Raw genomic sequence first — 19,550 nt, 5'->3', positions numbered from 1 at the left:
TTAAACCCACTGGATGATGATTAATTGTCCAGTGGGTTTTGTTTTGAGTCTCTTCGTTTTTTTAATTGAAGTGCACGTTCGGCAATGACTTCACTTCGATCTCTCCGCGAATGCTTATGAACAAGTTCTCCTCTATCAAGCATACTCGGTGCACACCAGACTAGCTTCTTATCTTCACAAGCGGAATAACACTCCTTAAGTAATTGAGGGTCATCGATGGGTAAATCCATATCTAAAAACGATGCAGATTGTTCAATTTGGATCAAACGTTCATTTATCAATTTTATAAGTTTCGGGGTATTTAAACCTAGCATGTTGAAAGCAAGCGGATCATTATCAATGATTCGCAATGAACTCGACAACATTCTCTTTGCGCCTGGAATATTTCCACGTCGCTCGTGATAAAGTCCGACGGCCAGTTGAATAAGAGCGACCCAATATTGATCTTCCTTTTGGCGAGGCGTAGTCTTCCAATGTTCTTCTAGTACTTCATGACATTCAAAATAATCTCGATCTGTATGAAAATAGATCAGAAATTCAAGATAGGCTTTAGGATATTGCATAATCAAACCTCCACGTTCAAACAACCTTAATGGATTCAATATACCAACTGTAGCTCTTAAATAGCAAGCGTTCCACCATAATCGTAAGTATGGTATACTCCAATTGAACGTATGCAAAAGGCCGTGATATAAATGAATTCCTATAGTGTAAAAGTTGATGCATTTGAAGGACCATTAGACCTTCTCCTGCATTTAATTAATCAAGAAGAAGTAGATATCTATGATATACCCGTTGCTCGGATTACCGATCAATATTTGCACTATATTCATACAATGAATGATCTTGAATTAGATATAGCAAGCGAATATTTAGTAATGGCGGCAACATTACTTGCGATAAAAAGCAAAATGCTCCTACCAAAGGAATCGACGGAGCTGTTTGAGGACGAATGGTCGATGGACGTGGAAGACGATCCGCGAGAAGAATTAATGTTTCAGTTAATTGAGTACCGTAAATACAAAGAAGCAGCTGAGACGCTTAAGGATAAAGAACAAGAGCGCAGCTTGATTCATACAAAACCACCAGAGGATCTTGATCCATACATAACAGAGCAGGAACGCAGAGATCTTGCGATACAAGGTGTTTCATTGTTTGATATGTTATCAGCGTATCAAAAATTAATGAAACGCAAAACATTTAGTACACCACAAACACGAACAATTAAAAGTCAAGAATATTCAATTGAAGAAAAGATGGATCAAGTCATGAACCTGATCTTCCAAACTCAGGGTCCCAAGCGATTTGAAGACTTATTTGAATCAGGTGAAAAAAGCCAGCTGGTCGTGACGTTTCTAGCGGTACTTGAGCTGATGAAGACAAACGTTATTCGCTGTGAACAGCACGATCACTTTTCGGATATTTTGATTTACCAGGCTGGCGGAGGGATTAATGCATGAAGAAAGAAGAGTTACATGCAGTGATAGAAGGACTGCTTTTTGTGACAGGAGATGAAGGGTTAACCTATCAGCAACTGTCAGACGTACTAGAACTAGAGGAAAGTGATATAAATGCAGCTGTTACAAGTTTAAAGCAATCATTTTCTGACTCGAATCGAGGGTTGCAGCTCATTGAAACAGCTGGTGTTCTAAAGCTTGCAACGCTTCCAGAACACACAACCTATTTTAAGAAGCTCGCTTCTTCGCCTATCCATTCAGGCTTATCACGGGCAGCACTTGAAACGCTCGCAATCGTTGCCTATAAACAACCAATTACTAGAGTTGAGATTGACGAAGTAAGAGGGGTAAAGTCAGAGAAATCACTTCAATCACTTGTTTCAAAGCTTCTAGTCACAGACGTGGGAAGGGTCTCTGGGACAGGACGGGCCATTCTATACGGTACAACAGATTATTTTTTAGACCATTTTGGACTAACAGATCTTTCAGAGCTTCCTCCTTTACCTGAAGGAAGCGACGAAGAATTTTCCGAAGATGAAGCCGACCTTTTCTTTCAGAAAATGAACGAAACAGAAGGCGAATAAGAGACTTGCTATGGCAAAACTGAATGTTTATTTAAAAAGACGAATGATTCAACCATCGAATCATTCGTTTTTTGTATTTCGTATTATTAGCGGAGGGAAAATATAAGACTCTAGTGTTAGTTTTGTCTAAGCAATTAAAATCCTAATCACAATTTAGGCATTCACACATACAATAATCCAAACGAAAAACTAGGGGGCATTGTTTTGAGTGAATACATTCAGACCATTGTAAATTGGGCTCAGCATTTGGAACAGATATGGCTTGAGAACAGAGTGTCATTCAAACGCAATCAAGTTAATACGGATTCATTTGAACAAGCGATCTTTCGTTTGCGAGAGGGACTGACCTATCGTTCTCATGATGAAGCCTTTATTGTAACGTTAGCTGATGAAGCGTATAGACAATGGCAGCTTCTCCAAAATTTTAGTCAGCAAAACGGTGTAGTTGAAGAGAATCCTGTTCCGATCGGTGGACATACACTCCCGCCTCTGCCTTATGAAGCGGGTGCATTAGAACCTTATATTGACACAGAAACGATGCGCATTCACCATGACATTCTGCATAAGAAATATGTAGATGATTTAAACAAAGCAGAGTTGGAGCTTCAGCAGGCGAGAAGAACAGGTAACTTTGATTTAGTGAAGCATTGGGAGAGAGAGCTTGCGTTTAACGGGGCAGGTCATTATTTACACACCCTGTTTTGGATGGTTATGTCTCCAGATGGCGGCGGAGCGCCAATGGGGGAGCTTGCAAGTCAAATTCAAAAGGACTTTGGCAACTTTCAGCAGTTTAAGGCTCATTTCTCTGCCGCGGCTGAAAAAGTAGAAGGAGGGGGCTGGGCGATTCTTGTTTGGAGTCCAAGGGCTCACCGATTGGAAATTCTACAAGCAGAGAAGCATCAAAACCTTTCTCAGCAAGACCAAGTGCCGCTGCTCGTGTTGGATGTATGGGAACACTCGTATTATTTAAAATACAAAAATGTTCGTAAGGATTACATCGAGCAATGGTGGAATGTTGTGAACTGGAAAGAGGTTTCCAAACGATTCGCCGAAGCAAAGAAACTACGCTGGCAGCCCTATTAAGCCCCCGAAAAAAGAACCTGAGAAAAAACTAAAAATGAATGAAAAAATGGCGAATGATTCTACGATTGAATCATTCGCCATTCGTATTATTGCACAACAAGCGAAAGGAGAACCTAAACTCCTGCGGTAAAAAAATGGTGAGACACTGTAGCTGCGCCTTTTCCGCAGAAAGTGAGGGATTCTCCTGTAGCGGGTATTATACTATGTTCGTGTTTTGCTATCTACATTCATGTAATGTCCCGACCTTTTTTTACTATGAAGCTTTCTGCATTAGCGTGATCTTTTTGGTATTCTTATATGTGAGAAATGTGTGTAGGAGTAAGCCAGCAATAATGATCATAATACCAATTAACGCAATCCCTTTAGGTGGGGCAATTGATAAGAGAAGCATTTCTCCAACAATAACAAAAAGAATTTGCATGGATTGAGTGGCCTCCACAGAAGCAAGACGAGCTTGATCATGTCTTACTTGGTTTGTAGCGTAAAACAATAGTGTAGTGGCGATTACTCCTGAGCTTAACCCAACAATGCTTGATTGCGTGACTTGAGATGTTGATGGCAAGCCTTTTTGAAAGAGGGCAATGCAAGCAATGATGAACCAAAATGGCAAACTTGCAAGAGTCATTCCAAGAACGCGCTCAATCGTTTCAAGTCGGCCGCCACAAACCTCCATCATTTTACGGTTACCAAGTGGGAAGGCGAAAGCAGCGATCACAACTGGACCTATACCGAGTACAATTTCGGTTGTTGATAGCGAGCGTGCATTAGGAATTTGAATTAGTACTACACCAAGTAAGATAAAGAATGAAACAGCTAACGTTGATAATGGAATGGTTGATCGTTTTGTGATAGATCCTTGCTTCGTTAAGAATAATGGAGCAAGCAATGCGCCACACACGATTGTCAGCTGCCAGGTTCCAGCGAGCAGCCAGCCTGGTCCATATGAGGCTGCAAACGTAATAGGTACATAAAATAAAACAAATCCAAAAAACTCCAGATGAGCCACTGAATTGGCTGTTTTCTCATTTCATGAAGTAGAAGCATTAGTTTACGGCGAAACAGCACAAGGATTAAAAGAAACGGTATCATGGAAAAGAAGCGTAGAGAAGAGGACCACATCCAGCTTCCACCATCCAGCTCCATTGAACGGTTTAGAATGAATGTAACCGCAAAGAATGCAGAAGCAAGTAAGCCAATTAATAATTCTTTCATAATAGCCTCTTTTCATATACTATAATATAGATTTTATATATTATAGTATCATAAGTGTAAAAAGAAAAGGAGTGTTAAAACCCTTTGAATCGAAATGATGATGAGAAACAGTTTGCAAGCCAAATCGGAAGTACATTACGAAAGGTACGAACAGAGAAGCGTTTAAGTATTCAAGAATTAGCCGACCGCTCTTACGTGAGCGCGTTAACGCTTGGCAAAATTGAGCGGGGTGAGGCGAATCCTTCCTTAGCAGTCATCTGGAAGATCGCAAATGCTTTAAGCATCCCAATATCAGCTCTTCTAAAGGAAGCTGAGGATGTACTGATTTCGCGCAGTCATACTGGGAACAAAGTGTACAGTGTAGATGGGGTGTGTCTTCTTGAACCGATGTTTGATGATCGAGTGTATGGACCAGTAGAAGTTCATCGAGCGTTTTTAAAACCTCACAGTACGTATCGGCCTGGCAAACATCAGGAAGGTGTGGTTGAGTATGTAACGGTGATGAAGGGAGAAGTAACTGTCTGGATTGAAGAGCAACCAACTGACTTATCCGTGTATGATGCCGTTAAGTTTGAGGCAGACGTTGAGCATGCGTATGAAAATCGTTCAAGCGAAGAAGCTGTTCTACATTTTGTTATGACGTATTCAGCATGACAAGGCAGGCGAGTTGAATAGAAAAAAGGACGAGCATTCGATGGGAATGTCCGTCCAGATGAGCCAATTATAAAATAGGCGAAAGAAGTCTTGAAATCGATTCTTTGAAACGAATCCATTTTGGTCTTTGTTCATAAATCTCAAGCGTATAAAGCTTGGATAGCTTCAAATCTTCATCAAACTTTGCCAAAAGCTCTTCGGCCAACTCTCTCTCATAAATAAATGCGTTAACCTCAAAGTTTAGCTTAAAGCTTCTCATATCGATATTCGCCGTACCAACCGAGCTAATTTTGCGATCTACAATTAACGTTTTCGCATGAATAAAGCCGTTTTCGTAAGTATAAACCTTCGCACCTACCTTTAACAATTCACCTACGTGAGAAAGTGTCGCCCAGTAAACAAACATATGATCAGGTTTGTTTGGAATAATGATTTGAACATTAATCCCACTTAAGCAAGCAACCTTTAATGCATCAAGTAAGGTTTGATCAGGTATAAAATACGGGGTCTGAATATAAATGGAGTCTTCAGCCTTCATGATCATTTTTAGATAGCCACTTTTAATCTGTTCCCATTCTGAATCTGGTCCACTTGATACCATTTGAATTGGAGTGGATCCAGTTGTTTCAATCGTAGGGAAGTAACGATCCTCGTAGGAAATATGATAATTTTTGGCAGCCTGATTCCAATCAAGTATGAAGCGAGTCTGAATTGAATGAACGGCAGGGCCTTTTAATCGTAAATGTGTATCGCGCCAATAGCCGAACTTTTTACTTTTTCCAAGGTATTCGTCGCCTACATTAAATCCACCCACATATCCAAGTGATCCATCAATGTTAATCAATTTGCGATGGTTCCGGTAATTAAGGCGAAGATTAACGGGCGAAAGCTTTGAAGGGAAAAACACTCCGATTTCTCCACCCGCTTTTTCAAGCTCAGTTAGGTGCTTTCGTTTCAAACTCCGCGATCCTAAATCATCATATAAAAAACGAACTTTAACACCTTCATGAGCTCTAGCTGTGAGAGCTTGAATGATTTTCTTACCAATCTCATCGTTCCGAAATATATAATATTGCATGTGAATAAACGACTTTGCGTTTTGGATATCTAGAAGTAATTGCTCAAATTTCTCATGACCATCCGTAAATAGCTTAACCTCATTATTCTTGGTTAATACGGCGTCGTTATTAATTAGCATCATGTAGATGAGGTCTCGACTCTCGTCAACCACAGGTTCATTAAAGGCAAAAGCAGGATCCTTAATATGTTCTTTTTGCTCTTCAATGACGCTTTCAGTTCCTATCTTTTGGATGCCTTCCCACTCAAACATCTTTCTCCGTGATAAGGTTTGCCCAATTAATAAATAAATGATAAAGCCTAAAAACGGAATAAAGTAGAGAACAAGTAACCATGCCCATGTTGATGTGGCATCTTTTCGTTCGATAAAGATGAGCACAGTGGCGAGGAGGAGATTCACAATAAATAAAATAATTGCGAGTGTGTTAATAATGTCGAATTCAATTGTCATATATATACCTGCCAACTTTGTATTTTCTTGCTAAAAACGTCCCGATCGAATGATCGAAAAGATGATCCATAGGAACATTAAGATTGCTATCACAAATCCAATTTCAATAGCCGGAAGCTGTAATAGGATAGTCGGCTCGCTCGTTAAAGAAGCCCCAACAATAATTCCTACCATAATGACGCTAAAGGACATCAATACAATGGCAAATGACACTTTGTTGCTTACCTTATCAATCTTATTAATTAAGCGATCCACCTCAGGAACAGATATTTCTACTTTGATTTTCCCGTGTTGAACTGATTTTGATAAAGCTCGTAGCTCTCTTGGAAGATCTCGAACAAGATCAAGGGAATCAATCACTTCATCTTTAAGTAGAGATGTTAAACGCCGAGGATCATATCTCTCCTTAATTAACGTTTTCCCAAAAGGTTCAATTAAGTCCATGATCCGTAGCTCTGGATCCAAGTTTGACACAATTCGCTCAACTGATAATAGTGATTTCCCTAAAATCGTGAGATCAGATGGAATCTTACAATTGTGTTTGTTGGCAACGGTAAACAGATCCTGCACGGCCTCTCCAAGGCTGATTTCACTGATCGGCACATCATAGTATCTAAGGCGCAGTGCGTCTAAGTCGTCCTTTAACAATACTTGGTTGACTTCATCGTGTACAATCTTCATATTCTTTAATGCTTTTAATACTTTATCTGTATGTCTGCTTTTTAGACCAATGACTAATAACGCTAAATTTTGTCGCATTTCCATCGATAATCTGCCAACCATCCCGAAATCAATCAGTGCAATGGTACCGTCTTTTTTAACAAACACGTTTCCTGGATGAGGGTCACCATGAAAGAAACCATAAACAAAAATTTGTTGGAACAACCCTTTTGCGAAGTTCTCAGCCACTTTACTTAAGTTATAACCAGCTTCTTCTGTAATAGAGGTAATCTTTTCTCCTTCAACAAAACCAATGGTCAAGATTCGTTTGCTTGAAAACTCATTAAAGATGTCAGGCACTTCTACAAATGGGTCATCTTCGGATTGACGAAGAATTCGTTCTGTATTCTGAGCTTCTTCCCGGTAATTCATTTCCAGCTTTAAGGCTTCTGAAAATTCATGGAACACATCTAATAGGTTAAATTGCTTAACCCAGATTAATCGCTCTTCAGCTAAACTAAGTAAATCCTCAAGTATAGCTAAATCTGTTAATACGATCTTTTCAATATTGGGACGTCTTACTTTAACGACAACTTGCTCACCAGATGGGAGGAGAGCCTTATGTACTTGACCAATTGACGCTGCTGCAATGGGCTTCTCTTCAAAATCGTGGAAGATCTCATGTAGAGGTGCATGTAAATCTTCCTCTATAATGGATTTTACTTCCTGGAAGGAGAAGGGGGGGACATGGTCTTGTAGTCTACTTAGTTCGCTAATTAAATAGTCCGGAAAAATGTCAGAACGAGTACTTGCTACTTGTCCGAGCTTAATAAATGTAGGTCCTAGCTCTTCTAAAAGTAAGCGAAGTCGTTCTGCAGTGGAACGATAGTAATTAGGGTCTTTCTTTTTTTTCGGTGTTCTCACAAAGTCTAACAGACCAAGATCACGAACTAAGTGACCGAATCCATAATGAAAAAGGGCAGTAAGAATATCTTGATATCGTTGAATATAGCGAATGCGTTTTTTAATCAATGCATGGTCACCTCCAGCTCTATAAAAAGAGACAAAAAACGCAAAGCGGCGGATCTTTAAAAAGAACCGCCTTTTTTGTTTCTGGTCTGACTGTCTGTTTTACTGTTTTGAAATGGATTGTTCTAATTCTCTAATTCTGCGCTCTAACGCTTCCACTTCTTCTTTTGTTGCGATATTCATAGAGCGGAGCATCTGTTGAACACGCTCTTGAACAATGCCATCAATTTGTTTTTGAGTTTGACTTCCTTTTTCAATTAAATCATCAACAAGATTCTCTGATTCAGATCGTTTAATCTCGCCCTTTTTGACTAAATCATCTACCGCTTTTTCAATCTGTTCTTTACTCGCTACGGCAGCACCTAAACCAAGTGAATACACATTATTCAATATACTTCTGACCATGAACACATTCCTCCTGGTTAATCTCAAAATCATGACGAGATTTTCTGTTATCTAATCCTAATACTACCTTACTTTCTCGAAAATGAAAATCTAAAGCCTTGTGAACGTTTAGGAAGATGATTCTTCAAAAGCTTGAAGATATAAGGCGTCGCCTTCAATCCATTCCCCATATAAGATCTCTTCACACTTTTTATATCCTTGTCTATGGATTTCTTTTTGAAGCCACGTTTCCGTAAGGTTTGCTGTCTCGAGGTTTTTCTTTGAAATTTCTCCATCGAGAATTACTAATAGGGGGAGTGGAACTGAAGAAGGCTTAATATTTAGCTCTTGGTTTTTAGGTGTGTCAAATGCATGCTTCTTCAAAACAGTAATGGTTCCATCAGTCTCCAGCACTCCATGCTCCACTTCATTAATGGAGAAGGAACCTTTATCTCTTAACAGATGCTGAAGCTGATTAAGATCTAATTTATTTTTCTTTAAGGCTTTAAAATCAACCTTCCCTTTATAGATAACAATGGACGGACTGCCTTCTAATATTGAACGGGATCTCCTTATTTTCTGCGTTGTGATTTCAATCAGATAAATCAACGTTCCCCAGATTGCGATGGCAACAAGCACCCTAAAAATACTTACCTCATCATCATAGATGGCATTTCCGACAAGCTCCCCAACCACTAAGGCTGAGACAAAATCAAATGGAGAAAGCTGGGACAACTGGTTTTTCCCAAGAATCTTTGTAAGTAATAACAGCGCAAAAAAACCAACAATTAATTCAACCGTAAGTGAACCATAAGTAGAATTAAGCATATAACAATTCCTTTCATTGTAGCTTGTTCCTTAGCTTGAGCTTAAAAATGATAGTTATCCGAACAAAAAACATTCGTTTGTTGTTATAAAATAGAGCGCTCTTTCAAATGCTAAGTGAAAAGCATCGACGCAAATTAGGTAAAGGATGGGTGTTATGTTTAAGAAATTCATACTTGTAATGATTATATGTTTCCTTCTTCTTACGGCTTGTGGAGGGGCAAAAGATATAAAGTCACTCTCAGATGATGAACTAAATCCAGTGGTAAGCCAAAGTAACATCATTCAAGCGAAAGAGCTTGTGCTACAAATGGAAGAAGTGGTTGATGTGAAAGGGATTCAATACGAACACCTATTATTTCTTGATCCGAAAGTAAAGCAATTTGATCGATTAAAGCTAAAACATATTCGTCAAGAAGCGTTTAAACGAGTAAAAGATGAGTTTCCTGAATCAAAAGTACACATTACAACGGATCAAAAAATTTACATGGAGCTAGAAAAGCTGGAGCAGCAAGTAGCAAATGAAAAAATAGATGCAAAGCAATTAAAAAAGAAAGTAGAAAAACTAGAAGAAGATATGAAGGGATAAGGTGTACATGGCGTCTAAAAAACAATTAAATCCAGAACAAAAGCAGTACCAGCAGCTGGCTAAAAAACATGAAAAAAAACGACCTGTACTGATGAATTGTATACGGGCGTTTTTGGTAGGTGGGCTCATTTGTGTGATTGGACAAGGGATTTCTATTTTCTTTTATACTTTTTTTGACTTTACTGAGAAAACAGCAGGTAACCCTACGGTCGCTGTTCTCATTTTAATATCGACATTACTAACCGGATTCGGCGTCTATGATCGGTTTGCGCAATTTTCAGGAGCTGGAACGGCTGTGCCAGTTACAGGTTTTGCTAATTCAGTTGCATCTGCAGCGATAGAGCATCGCACCGAAGGCTATGTACTCGGTGTAGGTGGGAATATGTTTAAACTTGCTGGCTCAGTTATTGTTTTTGGGACAGTTGCGGCATTTTTCGTGGCCATCATTAAAACCATCATCCAAGGAGGGTTTTAAATGTTAGTAGGTAAACAGAGCTGGGTGTTTGAGAGCAGACCAATTATTCGTTCAACTGGCACAATCGGCGGACCTTTTGAAGCAAATGGTCGTTTAGCGGATGAGTTTGATATTCTGCATGATAATCTCTGGATGGGACAGGGTTCATACGAGAAAGCACAAACCGTTTTAATTGAACAAGCATGTGAGAAGGCGATTGAGAAAGGTGGACTGACAAAGCATCAGATACAGTTTATGTTATCAGGGGATCTGGTTAATCAGTTAACACCTTCGACATTTGCAGGAAGAAGCCTTAAAATCCCTTACCTTGGATTGTTTGGTGCATGTTCAACCTCAATGGAAGGTCTTGCAATGGCTGCATACCTTATTCAGACAAAAGGAGCTAATCATGCTATTGCCGTCGCTTCTAGTCACAACGCAGCTACAGAAAAGCAATTTCGTTATCCTACTGAATATGGTGGACAAAAACCACCAACAGCGCAATGGACTGTAACAGCAGCTGGTGCAGCGGTTGTTTCTCATGAAGGAAATGGTCCGCGTGTAACATCGGCTACTATCGGACGAATTATTGATATGGGATTATCTGATCCGTTTAATATGGGTGGAGCGATGGCACCGGCTGCTGTTGATACACTTGAAGCACATTTTCGTGATACGGGATCTAGTCCAGAAGATTACGATTTAATTGTGAGTGGGGATCTTGGAGAAATTGGACTCGCTATTGCAAAAGAATTGTGTGAACAAAGAGGGATTGTGTTAAAAGAAAATCAATTTAAAGACTGCGGCCTCATGATTTATAAAGAAGATCAACCTGTACTTGCTGGAGCGAGTGGACCTGGTTGCTCCGCTGTTGTTACATACGGTCATTTATTAAACCGAATGAAAAAAGGGGAGCTAAACCGGATTCTTGTCATTGCAACAGGTGCTCTTTTATCGCCACTTTCGTTTCAACAAAAGGAATCCATACCTTGTATTGCTCATGCAGTGTCAATAGAAGCTGAGGGGGTGAGAGCTTGATCTTTTTATGGGCTTTCCTCGTTGGAGGATTCATTTGTGTCATTGGACAACTTTTAATGGATGTAGGAGGGCTCACACCAGCTCACACCATGTCAACACTCGTTGTAAGTGGTGCCATCCTAAACGGTATTGGTGTCTACGATCGACTCATTGATTTTGCAGGAGCAGGTGTAACAGTTCCGATTACAAGTTTTGGGAATTCGCTTGTTCAAGGAGCGATGGATGAAGTTGCGCGTAATGGAATTATCGGTGTATTAACAGGTATTTTTGAGGTGACGAGTGCCGGAATCTCTGCAGCCATTATCTTTGGTTTCTTAGCTTCACTTATCTTTAAACCAAAAGGCTAATGCTGAATGGATTCATATTTAACATCGTGATTCGTGTAGGCAAGCTGAATTTCGCCAATTGAATTAATGGTACAAAGAAAAATAGAATCGTATGAGTGAATACCCTTCTGGTTTAGCTTTTCCAGGAGGGTTTCTTGATTTAATTTAAGCCTTTTTAATACTTCTTGTTGAATTTCCCCTTCGATAATAACTGGATAGGCAATTCCACCAGGTGTTTTCTGAATCCCTAGATCCTCAATTGAGGGTGGCTGCTTGTCTGCTTTTTTATATACACTAAGCTCCCCACTCGCTTCAATGATACCAAGTTCAATTTCATCTAGGTCAAAGACACCTTTACTCCGTGCCATTTCTAAAATGTTATCCAAAGAGTAACGAATACTTTTTATGTTTTGCACTAGAATTTTCCCATTTCGTACAACCACTGTCGGTTCGAATGAAATCCATTTTCCAAAGGTACGATTTCGAATAGCGAGTTTTGAGACAATCACTTGAAGCAAACAGATGCAAATAATAGCAAAGGCTGTTGGAAGATGTTTAACGTTAGGATCGGCAATGTCTGCACCGACAACAGAAGCTAGAGAAATAATGATTAGAAAATCAAAGATGGGAAGTTCTCCAATTGAACGTTTTCCCATGTACATCGTCATGACTAGTAGCAGAGGAAAGATGGTCACAATACGTAAGATAATAAAGCCTAAATTTTTAAGTTCTTCAACCAACCATATCACTCTTTCATTTTTTAGCTAGTCTGCTCACATCTCTTTTTTTCTAAACCTGATAACCCGTCATAAAAAAGGTTGTCCGGCATAGATATATTGGTAAGAAGTCAGGGGACAACCCTTGAACACAGGAACGAGGCGAGTAGCAGATGATGAAAAAGATTAGTCTATTAGTACTATCTGTATTGCTGTTAACGATGGGATGGACAACTTCGTTTGTAAAAGCAGAAGCGAACATCGGGGTCTCTGCGCAAGCTGCTATCTTAATGGAACAGTCAACAGGCAGAGTGTTATACGGAAAAAATGAACATGAACCGATGCGGATAGCAAGTATAACTAAGATCATGACAGCTATTCTCGCTATTGAGTCCGGTAAACTGAATGAGACTGTTACCGTTTCTGATCGTGCATTTGGAACAGAAGGGTCTTCGTTATACCTGCAAGCTGGCGAGAAGGTTTTACTTGAAGACTTAGTGTATGGATTAATGATGAGAAGTGGAAATGACGCAGCAATGGCTATTGCTGAACATGTAGGAGGAAGCGTAGAGGGCTTTGTTCTACTAATGAATCAAAAAGCAGAAGAGATTGGAATGGAGCATACGATATTTCAAAACCCACATGGCTTAGATGACCTAGAGAATCACCGATCTAGCGCATATGATATGGCTCTTCTTACACAGTATGCGATGACTAATGATACGTACAAAACGATTTCAGGTACGAGTGATTACCGCACAAAAGAAGGAACGACTCGAGTGTTTCATAACAAAAACAAGCTACTTACTCAGCTTTATAAATATTCAACTGGTGGGAAAACCGGGTATACGAAGTTGGCTCATCGTACGCTTGTTTCAACGGCAACTAAAAATGATCTTGATTTGATTGTTGTTACACTTGATGCGCCAAGTGATTGGGATGATCATATGAATCTATTTAATTGGGCATTTGACCAGGTGAAGCTTCAAGAGGTTGTTCAGGAGGGACCAATTTCCATCGTTCAGGACGAGTACTATAAAGGAAGAATCTATTCGAAACAATCGTACTTTTATCCGATTAAGAAAAATGAATGGAACAAACTGAATCAGGAAGTCACACTCGTCACACCTCCCGTGACCGAAGAAAAGCTGAACGAGCCCGTTGGGAAACTAACAGTGAAGATGGATCAAGAAGTGCTAACGAGTATCCCTCTATATTATGATCCTCCAACTGAAGAAGAGCAGCGCTCCTTTTGGAGTCGATTGTTTGGAGTGATTCAAGTAGTAGTGGGGGTCCAAGCAAATGATTAATAAAATTTGGATGTCTATGTTTGTTATTGGCGTTCTTTTTGCAGCTTGGAATGGAACAATGGATCAAGTGAATGCAGCGATTTTTTCTGGTGCAAAGGAGGGCGTTGCCATTTGTCTAGGATTAATTAGTGTCCTCGCTTTTTGGTTAGGGTTAATGAAGATTGCAGAAGTGTCCGGGCTTCTCGCAACATTCGCTAAAATGCTACGTCCGCTTGCTACAAAGATTTTTCCAGAAGTTCCTGCTAACCACCCGGCTATGGGATATATCTTGAGCAACATAACGGCAAATATGTTTGGACTCGGAAATGCCGCTACACCCATGGGTATTAAAGCAATGGAACAATTAAAGCAGCTTAACGATAATCGAGATTCAGCAAGTCGGTCAATGGTGACGCTCCTTGCATTAAATACTGCGTGTATCACGTTTATCCCTACAACAGTCATATCAATCCGGATGAGCTACGGTTCTGCTTCTCCAACGGACATCGTTGGTCCAACGATTATGGCCTCAGCTTGTGCATTTATCGGAGCGATTATCATTGATCGCATCTTTTATTTAAGAAAGATGAGAAAGCAGCGAACGATATGAGTTGGTTAACGGAATTATCCATTTGGTTTATCCCTTTCCTAATTGGCGGCATTTTAATATATGGAACCATTAAAAAAGTTCCAACCTATGAGACATTTGTTGAAGGCGCTAAGGAAGGGTTTGGCATGTCAATTTCAATTATTCCTTATTTAGTAGGGATGATGGTTGCGATCTCTGTTTTTAGAGCATCCGGTGCTCTTGACTTTATCATGAACGCCATGTCACCTGTTTTTCATTTGATTGGTGTGCCAGGTGAAGTCGTGCCGCTTGCGTTACTGCGTCCCGTTTCAGGAACTGGGGCTCTTGCTTTAATGAGTGATTTAATTGCCACTCACGGTCCAGACTCATTTATCGGGCGTCTGGCAGCCACGATGCAAGGTAGCACAGACACAACCTTTTATATTTTAACTGTTTATTTTGGTGCAGTTGGTGTAAAAAAGATGGGGGACGCTCTGAAAGTTGGCCTGCTTGCTGATTTGGTCGGCATCGTAGCTTCGATTGTTATTATCACTATTTTGTTCCATGGCGTATGAGTTTGTGTATAGAGACAGGGACAAAACTAAAATGAATTCGAAAATGGCGAATGGTTCTTCAATCGAATCGTTCGCCATTTGTATTTTGGCAAAAGTAGCGGGTGAGAACCGGAGACTCGCATGGAAAGCGAGGAATTCTCCTATAGGGAATACATTACTATCTTCATGTATGTTTTTATCATTCATTTACTATTTTCTCTTAAGTTCATTTTGCATCTAATGATGATCTTTAGATGTCATATACATATGCCTTATCCATGTTAATTTTTTGTCTAATCTTGTGTAATGACGCTTCTGAGGGTATGATGGTACGTGAGGTGAATGATAATGGAACGGTTACAAAAAGTGATTGCCCACGCAGGCGTTGCATCCAGACGAAAAGCAGAGGAGTTAATCCTGCAAGGACGGGTGTCAGTGAACGGAAAACCCGTGACTGAATTAGGGGTAAAAGTACAAGCAAATCGAGACAAAATTGAAGTGGACGGTGTTCCTATTGATAAAGAAGAACCTGTTTATTTTCTTTTATATAAACCAAGTGGCGTCATTTCAAGTGTAAGTGATGATCGCGACCGAAAAGTGGTCACAGATTATGTTCAAGTGGAACAGCGTGTCTTTCCTGTAGGGCGATTAGATTATGAAACTTCTGGTTTAATTCTGTTAACAAACGATGGAGAATTTGCAAATCTTCTTATGCATCCACGCCACACGATTAACAAAGTGTACGTGGCTAAGATAGAAGGCATTCCAACAAAAGAAAGCTTAAAACGACTTGAAAAAGGGATTATGCTAGAAGATGGCAAGACAGCACCAGCTCAAGTTAAGCTAATGACAGCGGATAAGAAAAAAAATACAGCGATTGTGAGACTTAGTATTCATGAAGGTCGCAATCGTCAAGTTCGTCGCATGTTTGAAGCAATTGGACATGGAGTACAGAAGTTAAAACGTGAGGAATACAGCTTTCTGACCTTAAAAGGGATGAACCCAGGTGACGTGCGTCCTCTTAAACCAATTGAGGTTAAACATCTTCGTGAGCTTGCTGTCACGAAACCGTCATAAAACAAAAAGACAAGCAGTACCGGATAACGATATACTAGAAACAGGCTGGGATCAGCCTGTTTTTAACTCATTCTTACACGCATTGGGTGTGAACGTTGTAAGTTTAGGAGGTAGTTACTTTGAAAAGAAAACGGTTAATTATGAGATCGTCTATCTTACTCGCCATTGTTATAGTAGTCAGTATAACCCTATATTTTAGCTTAGGAAAAGATCATAGTATTGCCCAGGCTGGAAATACAACAATCGACTTCTCCTTAAAGGATTTAGATGATGAAACCCATCAGCTTTCAGACTATGAAGGAAAAGGGGTCATGTTAAACTTCTGGGGAACTTACTGTCCGCCGTGTGAACGTGAGATGCCTTATATGGAATCTCAGTATCAAGAATACAAGGACAAGGGCGTTGAGATTCTAGCAGTCAATGTAAATGAAGCGCCACTTGCAGTGAACACGTTTGTGAATCGCTATGACCTTAGTTTTCCTATATTGCTAGATAAAAATATGCAAGTCTCAGAAGCGTATGGCATTCGTCCGCTTCCAACAACAATTCTAATTAATGAAAGCGGTATGATTACTAAGGTTCATCAAGGTGAAATGAATGAGGCAATGATTAATGAGTTTTTAGATTCAATTGTGCCTAACGAGTAAGCGAGGTGTAAAAAGTGAGTAACGTACAGTGTGAATGTGGTCAAACCAACTCTGAAGGTACACTGATTTGTCAAAATTGCGGAAAACCTCTTGAAAAATTAGAGGCTGAAGCACCATTGCTTAATATGCGTTATGAAGGAGCAGCTCGTCGTTCAAAAACGTACACGAGCACGATTATTGATAAAATCTGGATGTTTTTTTCTTCGGTTAAGGTTGGAATTTGGATATTAGTGGTCCTTCTATTCGCTTCAGCACTCGGAAGTATCTTTCCGCAGGAGGTTTTTATCCCTGCCGACCAAAATGCGTCAATATATTATAAGGAAGAGTATGGATTCTTAGGTCAGCTCTATTATGATGTAGGCTTTCACAACTTATATGGCTCATGGTGGTACATGCTGCTTTTAGCATCACTCGGAGTGTCGCTGATTATTGCCAGCTTGGATCGTGTTGTTCCTCTTTATAAGTCCCTATCAAAGCAGAGAATTACACGACATCCGATGTTTTTAAAGAAGCAGCGACTTTTTTCGAAAACTGAAGCAAGTAATATGGATCAAGAGCAAATGAATAGCCTGATGAAGTCCAATTTATCAAAGAAGCATTACAAAATCAGAGAAGAAAATGGCAACCTACTTGCCGAGAAAAACCGTTTTGCCAGATGGGGGCCTTATGTAAACCATGTAGGGATCATTATCTTCTTAATTGGTTGTATGCTACGTTACTTTCCAGGTATGTATGTAGATGAGTCGATGTGGGTTCGCGAAGGAGAAGAAGCAAGAGTTCCGGGAACGGATTCTACTTTATTTGTACATAATGAACGGTTTTTTGTTGAGTATTACGATGAATCAGATCCAACCTTTCAAGAAGCACTTGAGCGAACGGGTGATCCAGTCGTTAAAACGTTTCAAACCGATGCGATTTTGTTAGCTACAGAAGAAACAGGAGTCATCGGTGAAACATCAGAGAAAAAAGAAGTTGCAAGACAAGAGATACGTGTAAATGAACCCTTATCATATGAAGGTCTTTCTTTATATCAGACACAGTATAAGTTAAATGAACTTAATGAATTATCCTTTACGTTAGAAAACAAAGAAACAGGCGAAACCTTTGGTCGAATGGATATCGATTTATTTGATCCTGAAGAAGTGTATGAACTTGAAGAAGGATACAAAGTAGAGGTGTTGGGTTATTTCCCTGATTATTTTATGAATGATCAAAACCAGCCTTCCACTCGTTCGCGTGTTCCTGATAATCCTTATTTTTTCTTTAAAATGTATACACCTGAAACACCTGAGGGTGAAGTTAGCTTTGTAGGAATACAAGATAACCGTGAACCACTTGGTGAGGCAGCATATAAAATGACGTTCGTTGATGTTGTAATGAAAAATGTCAGCATCTTGACCGTTCGAAAGGATTATACGATTCCATTCCTCATGGTAGGTGGAGCGATCTTTATGATTGGTTTAGTCCAAGGTGCATATTGGACACATCGTCGAATTTGGTTACAAAAGGTTGACAATGAGTGGTGGATCGCTGGACACACAAATAAGAGCTGGCTTGCTCTGCAACGTGATATCGATATGGTTGCAGAAGGAACGGGTTTAAACGCGACAGTTGATCAATCAGAAGATAAACAGAAAAAGAAAGAAGCTCAGGAGGGTTCATAATGGCTGCAGCAAGTGGAACACTTATGCTTATTGCGTTTTTTCTTTACTTGGCTTCAACGATTGCATTTGCAGTTGCTGTTACAGGAAAGAAATGGAGAAACAAGCAAGGAGAAATGAAGGGGAATCGCTGGGGGACATTTGGCTTTATCTTTAGTATACTTGCTGCCGTTTGTTCATTAAGCTATTTTATCCTAAGGTGGTCTGTTGCTGGACATCCACCTGTTAGTAATATGTTTGAGTATATGACCTTTCTAGGGATTGCGATGGGGCTTGCATTTATTCTAATCTATAGTTTGTATCGCAACAATGTTATTGGAATGTTTACTATGCCAACAGTTATGCTATTAATTGCATATGCTTCTCTTTTCCCAAGAGAAGTCGCACCGCTTATTCCGGCGCTACAAAGCAACTGGTTAAAAATTCATGTAATTACAACGGCCCTTGGTCAAGGAATCTTATCTATTGGATTTGCTGCGGGTCTCGTGTATTTAATCAGAACGTTGGATTACTCAAAGCCAGGACTAAAAACTGCTGCTCTTGAATGGATTATGTATGCAATCACAAGTTTAGTAGGATACATTGGGATTGGCTATTTATTTAGATTATTTAATTATGAAGCTGTTTTTCAATACATAAATGAATTAGATGCAGAAGCGCAAATGACGTATACCTTACCTGCACTTGTTGGACCAAACGAAGGGGAAATGCTAACGGATGGGCGGATGCAGCCTTTGTTCCATGTATGGGCTGATATCAGAAGTGATGATTTAAATACAGTGATCTGGTCGTTTATTGCGGGGATCGTCATTTATATTCTGTTACGTCTAGTTTTACGAAAGAGAATTGGACATGCCATTCAACCACTATTAAAATCAGTGAATCCAGAGCAAGTGGATGAAGTTAGTTACCGAGCTATTGCGATTGGTTTTCCGGTATTTGCATTAGGTGGGCTAGTGTTTGCAATGATCTGGGCACAAATTGCATGGACAAGATTCTGGGGTTGGGATCCAAAAGAAGTATGGGCGCTCATCACATTTCTATTTTATGCGGTCTATCTACATTTACGTTTATCAAACGGATGGCACGGAGAAAAGTCAGCGTGGTTATGTGTAATTGGGTTTGCCATCATAATGTTTAACCTTGTTTTTGTTAATTTGGTCATTGCTGGTCTGCATTCCTATGCATAAGATCACTTCAAGTGACTGAAATATT

General features: G+C 39.8%; 21 protein-coding genes and 1 pseudogene. 15 read left to right on the top strand and 7 right to left on the bottom strand.

Annotated features, from left to right (window positions below; all coding sequences use genetic code 11):
- Positions 1 to 20 precede the first annotated feature (20 nt).
- Complete coding sequence (locus ACQKKO_RS09185; RefSeq protein ID WP_498646439.1) at positions 21 to 563, bottom strand: DUF309 domain-containing protein; 543 nt, start codon at positions 561 to 563, stop codon at positions 21 to 23.
- A gap of 132 nt (positions 564 to 695) precedes the next feature.
- Between ACQKKO_RS09185 and ACQKKO_RS09180 the strand changes: the two genes are divergently transcribed.
- The 3 genes from ACQKKO_RS09180 (at position 696) to ACQKKO_RS09170 (ending at position 3,124) form a co-directional block, all read left to right on the top strand.
- Positions 696 to 1,460, top strand: coding sequence for a segregation/condensation protein A (locus ACQKKO_RS09180; RefSeq protein ID WP_498646437.1), 765 nt, complete (start codon positions 696 to 698; stop codon positions 1,458 to 1,460).
- A complete protein-coding gene (scpB, locus tag ACQKKO_RS09175; RefSeq protein WP_498646435.1) occupies positions 1,457 to 2,041 on the top strand; it encodes an SMC-Scp complex subunit ScpB in 585 nt (194 codons plus the stop codon). Before ACQKKO_RS09180 ends, scpB begins: the two co-directional genes overlap by 4 nt.
- Before the next feature lie 204 nt (positions 2,042 to 2,245).
- Complete coding sequence (locus tag ACQKKO_RS09170; RefSeq protein ID WP_498646433.1) at positions 2,246 to 3,124, top strand: superoxide dismutase; 879 nt, start codon at positions 2,246 to 2,248, stop codon at positions 3,122 to 3,124.
- 253 nt (positions 3,125 to 3,377) lie between these two features.
- Here ACQKKO_RS09170 and ACQKKO_RS09165 read toward each other — a convergent pair.
- Positions 3,378 to 4,336: pseudogene (locus tag ACQKKO_RS09165) on the bottom strand (DMT family transporter).
- Positions 4,337 to 4,420: 84 nt separating this feature from the next.
- Here ACQKKO_RS09165 and ACQKKO_RS09160 point away from each other — a divergent pair.
- Positions 4,421 to 4,990 (top strand): helix-turn-helix domain-containing protein, encoded by a 570-nt coding sequence (locus ACQKKO_RS09160; RefSeq protein ID WP_498646431.1) that lies wholly within the window; start codon positions 4,421 to 4,423, stop codon positions 4,988 to 4,990.
- Between the two features lie 67 nt (positions 4,991 to 5,057).
- On the opposite strand, the gene cls is transcribed toward ACQKKO_RS09160, so the two are convergent.
- The 4 genes from cls to ACQKKO_RS09140 form a co-directional block, all read right to left on the bottom strand.
- Positions 5,058 to 6,518: a cardiolipin synthase gene (gene cls / locus ACQKKO_RS09155; protein WP_498646429.1), complete on the bottom strand. Its 1,461-nt coding sequence runs from the start codon at positions 6,516 to 6,518 to the stop codon at positions 5,058 to 5,060.
- Positions 6,519 to 6,548: 30 nt separating this feature from the next.
- Positions 6,549 to 8,210: an ABC1 kinase family protein gene (locus tag ACQKKO_RS09150; RefSeq protein WP_498646427.1), complete on the bottom strand. Its 1,662-nt coding sequence runs from the start codon at positions 8,208 to 8,210 to the stop codon at positions 6,549 to 6,551.
- Positions 8,211 to 8,309: 99 nt separating this feature from the next.
- A complete protein-coding gene (locus ACQKKO_RS09145; protein WP_498646425.1) occupies positions 8,310 to 8,612 on the bottom strand; it encodes a phasin family protein in 303 nt (100 codons plus the stop codon).
- Between the two features lie 108 nt (positions 8,613 to 8,720).
- On the bottom strand, positions 8,721 to 9,419 hold the full coding sequence (locus ACQKKO_RS09140; protein ID WP_498646423.1) for a DUF421 domain-containing protein: 699 nt from the start codon (positions 9,417 to 9,419) through the stop codon (positions 8,721 to 8,723).
- A 154-nt stretch (positions 9,420 to 9,573) separates the two neighbouring features.
- Here ACQKKO_RS09140 and ACQKKO_RS09135 point away from each other — a divergent pair, with 154 nt between their 5' ends.
- The 4 genes from ACQKKO_RS09135 to spoVAE are packed head-to-tail and all read left to right on the top strand — an operon-like array spanning position 9,574 to position 11,844.
- The gene (locus ACQKKO_RS09135) at positions 9,574 to 10,005 is read left to right on the top strand and encodes a hypothetical protein (protein ID WP_498646421.1); all 432 of its coding nucleotides are present in this window, start codon (positions 9,574 to 9,576) and stop codon (positions 10,003 to 10,005) included.
- Between the two features lie 7 nt (positions 10,006 to 10,012).
- Positions 10,013 to 10,480 carry a stage V sporulation protein AC gene (spoVAC, locus tag ACQKKO_RS09130; RefSeq protein WP_498646419.1) on the top strand — a complete coding sequence of 156 codons (468 nt, stop codon included), beginning with the start codon at positions 10,013 to 10,015 and terminating at the stop codon, positions 10,478 to 10,480.
- A complete protein-coding gene (gene spoVAD / locus ACQKKO_RS09125; RefSeq protein WP_498646417.1) occupies positions 10,481 to 11,497 on the top strand; it encodes a stage V sporulation protein AD in 1,017 nt (338 codons plus the stop codon).
- Positions 11,494 to 11,844, top strand: a complete 351-nt coding sequence (gene spoVAE / locus ACQKKO_RS09120) for a stage V sporulation protein AE (RefSeq protein WP_498646415.1) — start codon at positions 11,494 to 11,496, stop codon at positions 11,842 to 11,844. Before spoVAD ends, spoVAE begins: the two co-directional genes overlap by 4 nt.
- Here the strand turns inward: spoVAE and ACQKKO_RS09115 are convergent.
- Complete coding sequence (locus tag ACQKKO_RS09115) at positions 11,841 to 12,572, bottom strand: DUF421 domain-containing protein (RefSeq protein WP_498646413.1); 732 nt, start codon at positions 12,570 to 12,572, stop codon at positions 11,841 to 11,843. The two genes, spoVAE and ACQKKO_RS09115, sit on opposite strands and share 4 nt — an antisense overlap.
- A gap of 140 nt (positions 12,573 to 12,712) precedes the next feature.
- Between ACQKKO_RS09115 and ACQKKO_RS09110 the strand changes: the two genes are divergently transcribed.
- From ACQKKO_RS09110 to ccsB, 7 genes are all read left to right on the top strand, one after another.
- A complete protein-coding gene (locus ACQKKO_RS09110; protein ID WP_498646411.1) occupies positions 12,713 to 13,849 on the top strand; it encodes a D-alanyl-D-alanine carboxypeptidase family protein in 1,137 nt (378 codons plus the stop codon).
- The gene (locus ACQKKO_RS09105) at positions 13,842 to 14,438 is read left to right on the top strand and encodes a nucleoside recognition domain-containing protein (protein WP_498646409.1); all 597 of its coding nucleotides are present in this window, start codon (positions 13,842 to 13,844) and stop codon (positions 14,436 to 14,438) included. The genes ACQKKO_RS09110 and ACQKKO_RS09105 overlap by 8 nt, the downstream gene beginning before the upstream one ends.
- Positions 14,435 to 14,971, top strand: coding sequence for a spore maturation protein (locus ACQKKO_RS09100; RefSeq protein WP_498646407.1), 537 nt, complete (start codon positions 14,435 to 14,437; stop codon positions 14,969 to 14,971). Before ACQKKO_RS09105 ends, ACQKKO_RS09100 begins: the two co-directional genes overlap by 4 nt.
- A 327-nt stretch (positions 14,972 to 15,298) precedes the next feature.
- Positions 15,299 to 16,027 carry a pseudouridine synthase gene (locus tag ACQKKO_RS09095; protein ID WP_498646405.1) on the top strand — a complete coding sequence of 243 codons (729 nt, stop codon included), beginning with the start codon at positions 15,299 to 15,301 and terminating at the stop codon, positions 16,025 to 16,027.
- 119 nt (positions 16,028 to 16,146) lie between these two features.
- The gene (resA, locus tag ACQKKO_RS09090) at positions 16,147 to 16,674 is read left to right on the top strand and encodes a thiol-disulfide oxidoreductase ResA (RefSeq protein WP_498646403.1); all 528 of its coding nucleotides are present in this window, start codon (positions 16,147 to 16,149) and stop codon (positions 16,672 to 16,674) included.
- A 14-nt stretch (positions 16,675 to 16,688) separates the two neighbouring features.
- Positions 16,689 to 18,338: a cytochrome c biogenesis protein ResB gene (resB, locus tag ACQKKO_RS09085; protein WP_498646401.1), complete on the top strand. Its 1,650-nt coding sequence runs from the start codon at positions 16,689 to 16,691 to the stop codon at positions 18,336 to 18,338.
- Positions 18,338 to 19,525 carry a c-type cytochrome biogenesis protein CcsB gene (ccsB, locus tag ACQKKO_RS09080; RefSeq protein ID WP_498646399.1) on the top strand — a complete coding sequence of 396 codons (1,188 nt, stop codon included), beginning with the start codon at positions 18,338 to 18,340 and terminating at the stop codon, positions 19,523 to 19,525. Before resB ends, ccsB begins: the two co-directional genes overlap by 1 nt.
- The last annotated feature ends 25 nt before the right edge of the window (positions 19,526 to 19,550 follow it).

Origin of the sequence: Alkalihalobacillus sp. NPDC127517 (assembly GCF_050276055.1) — a bacterium.
In the GTDB taxonomy this organism is placed as follows: Bacteria; Bacillota; Bacilli; order Bacillales; family Bacillaceae_D; genus Alkalicoccobacillus.
Note: the sequence above shows the minus strand (reverse complement) of the source record. Positions and strands in the feature narration are given on the sequence as shown.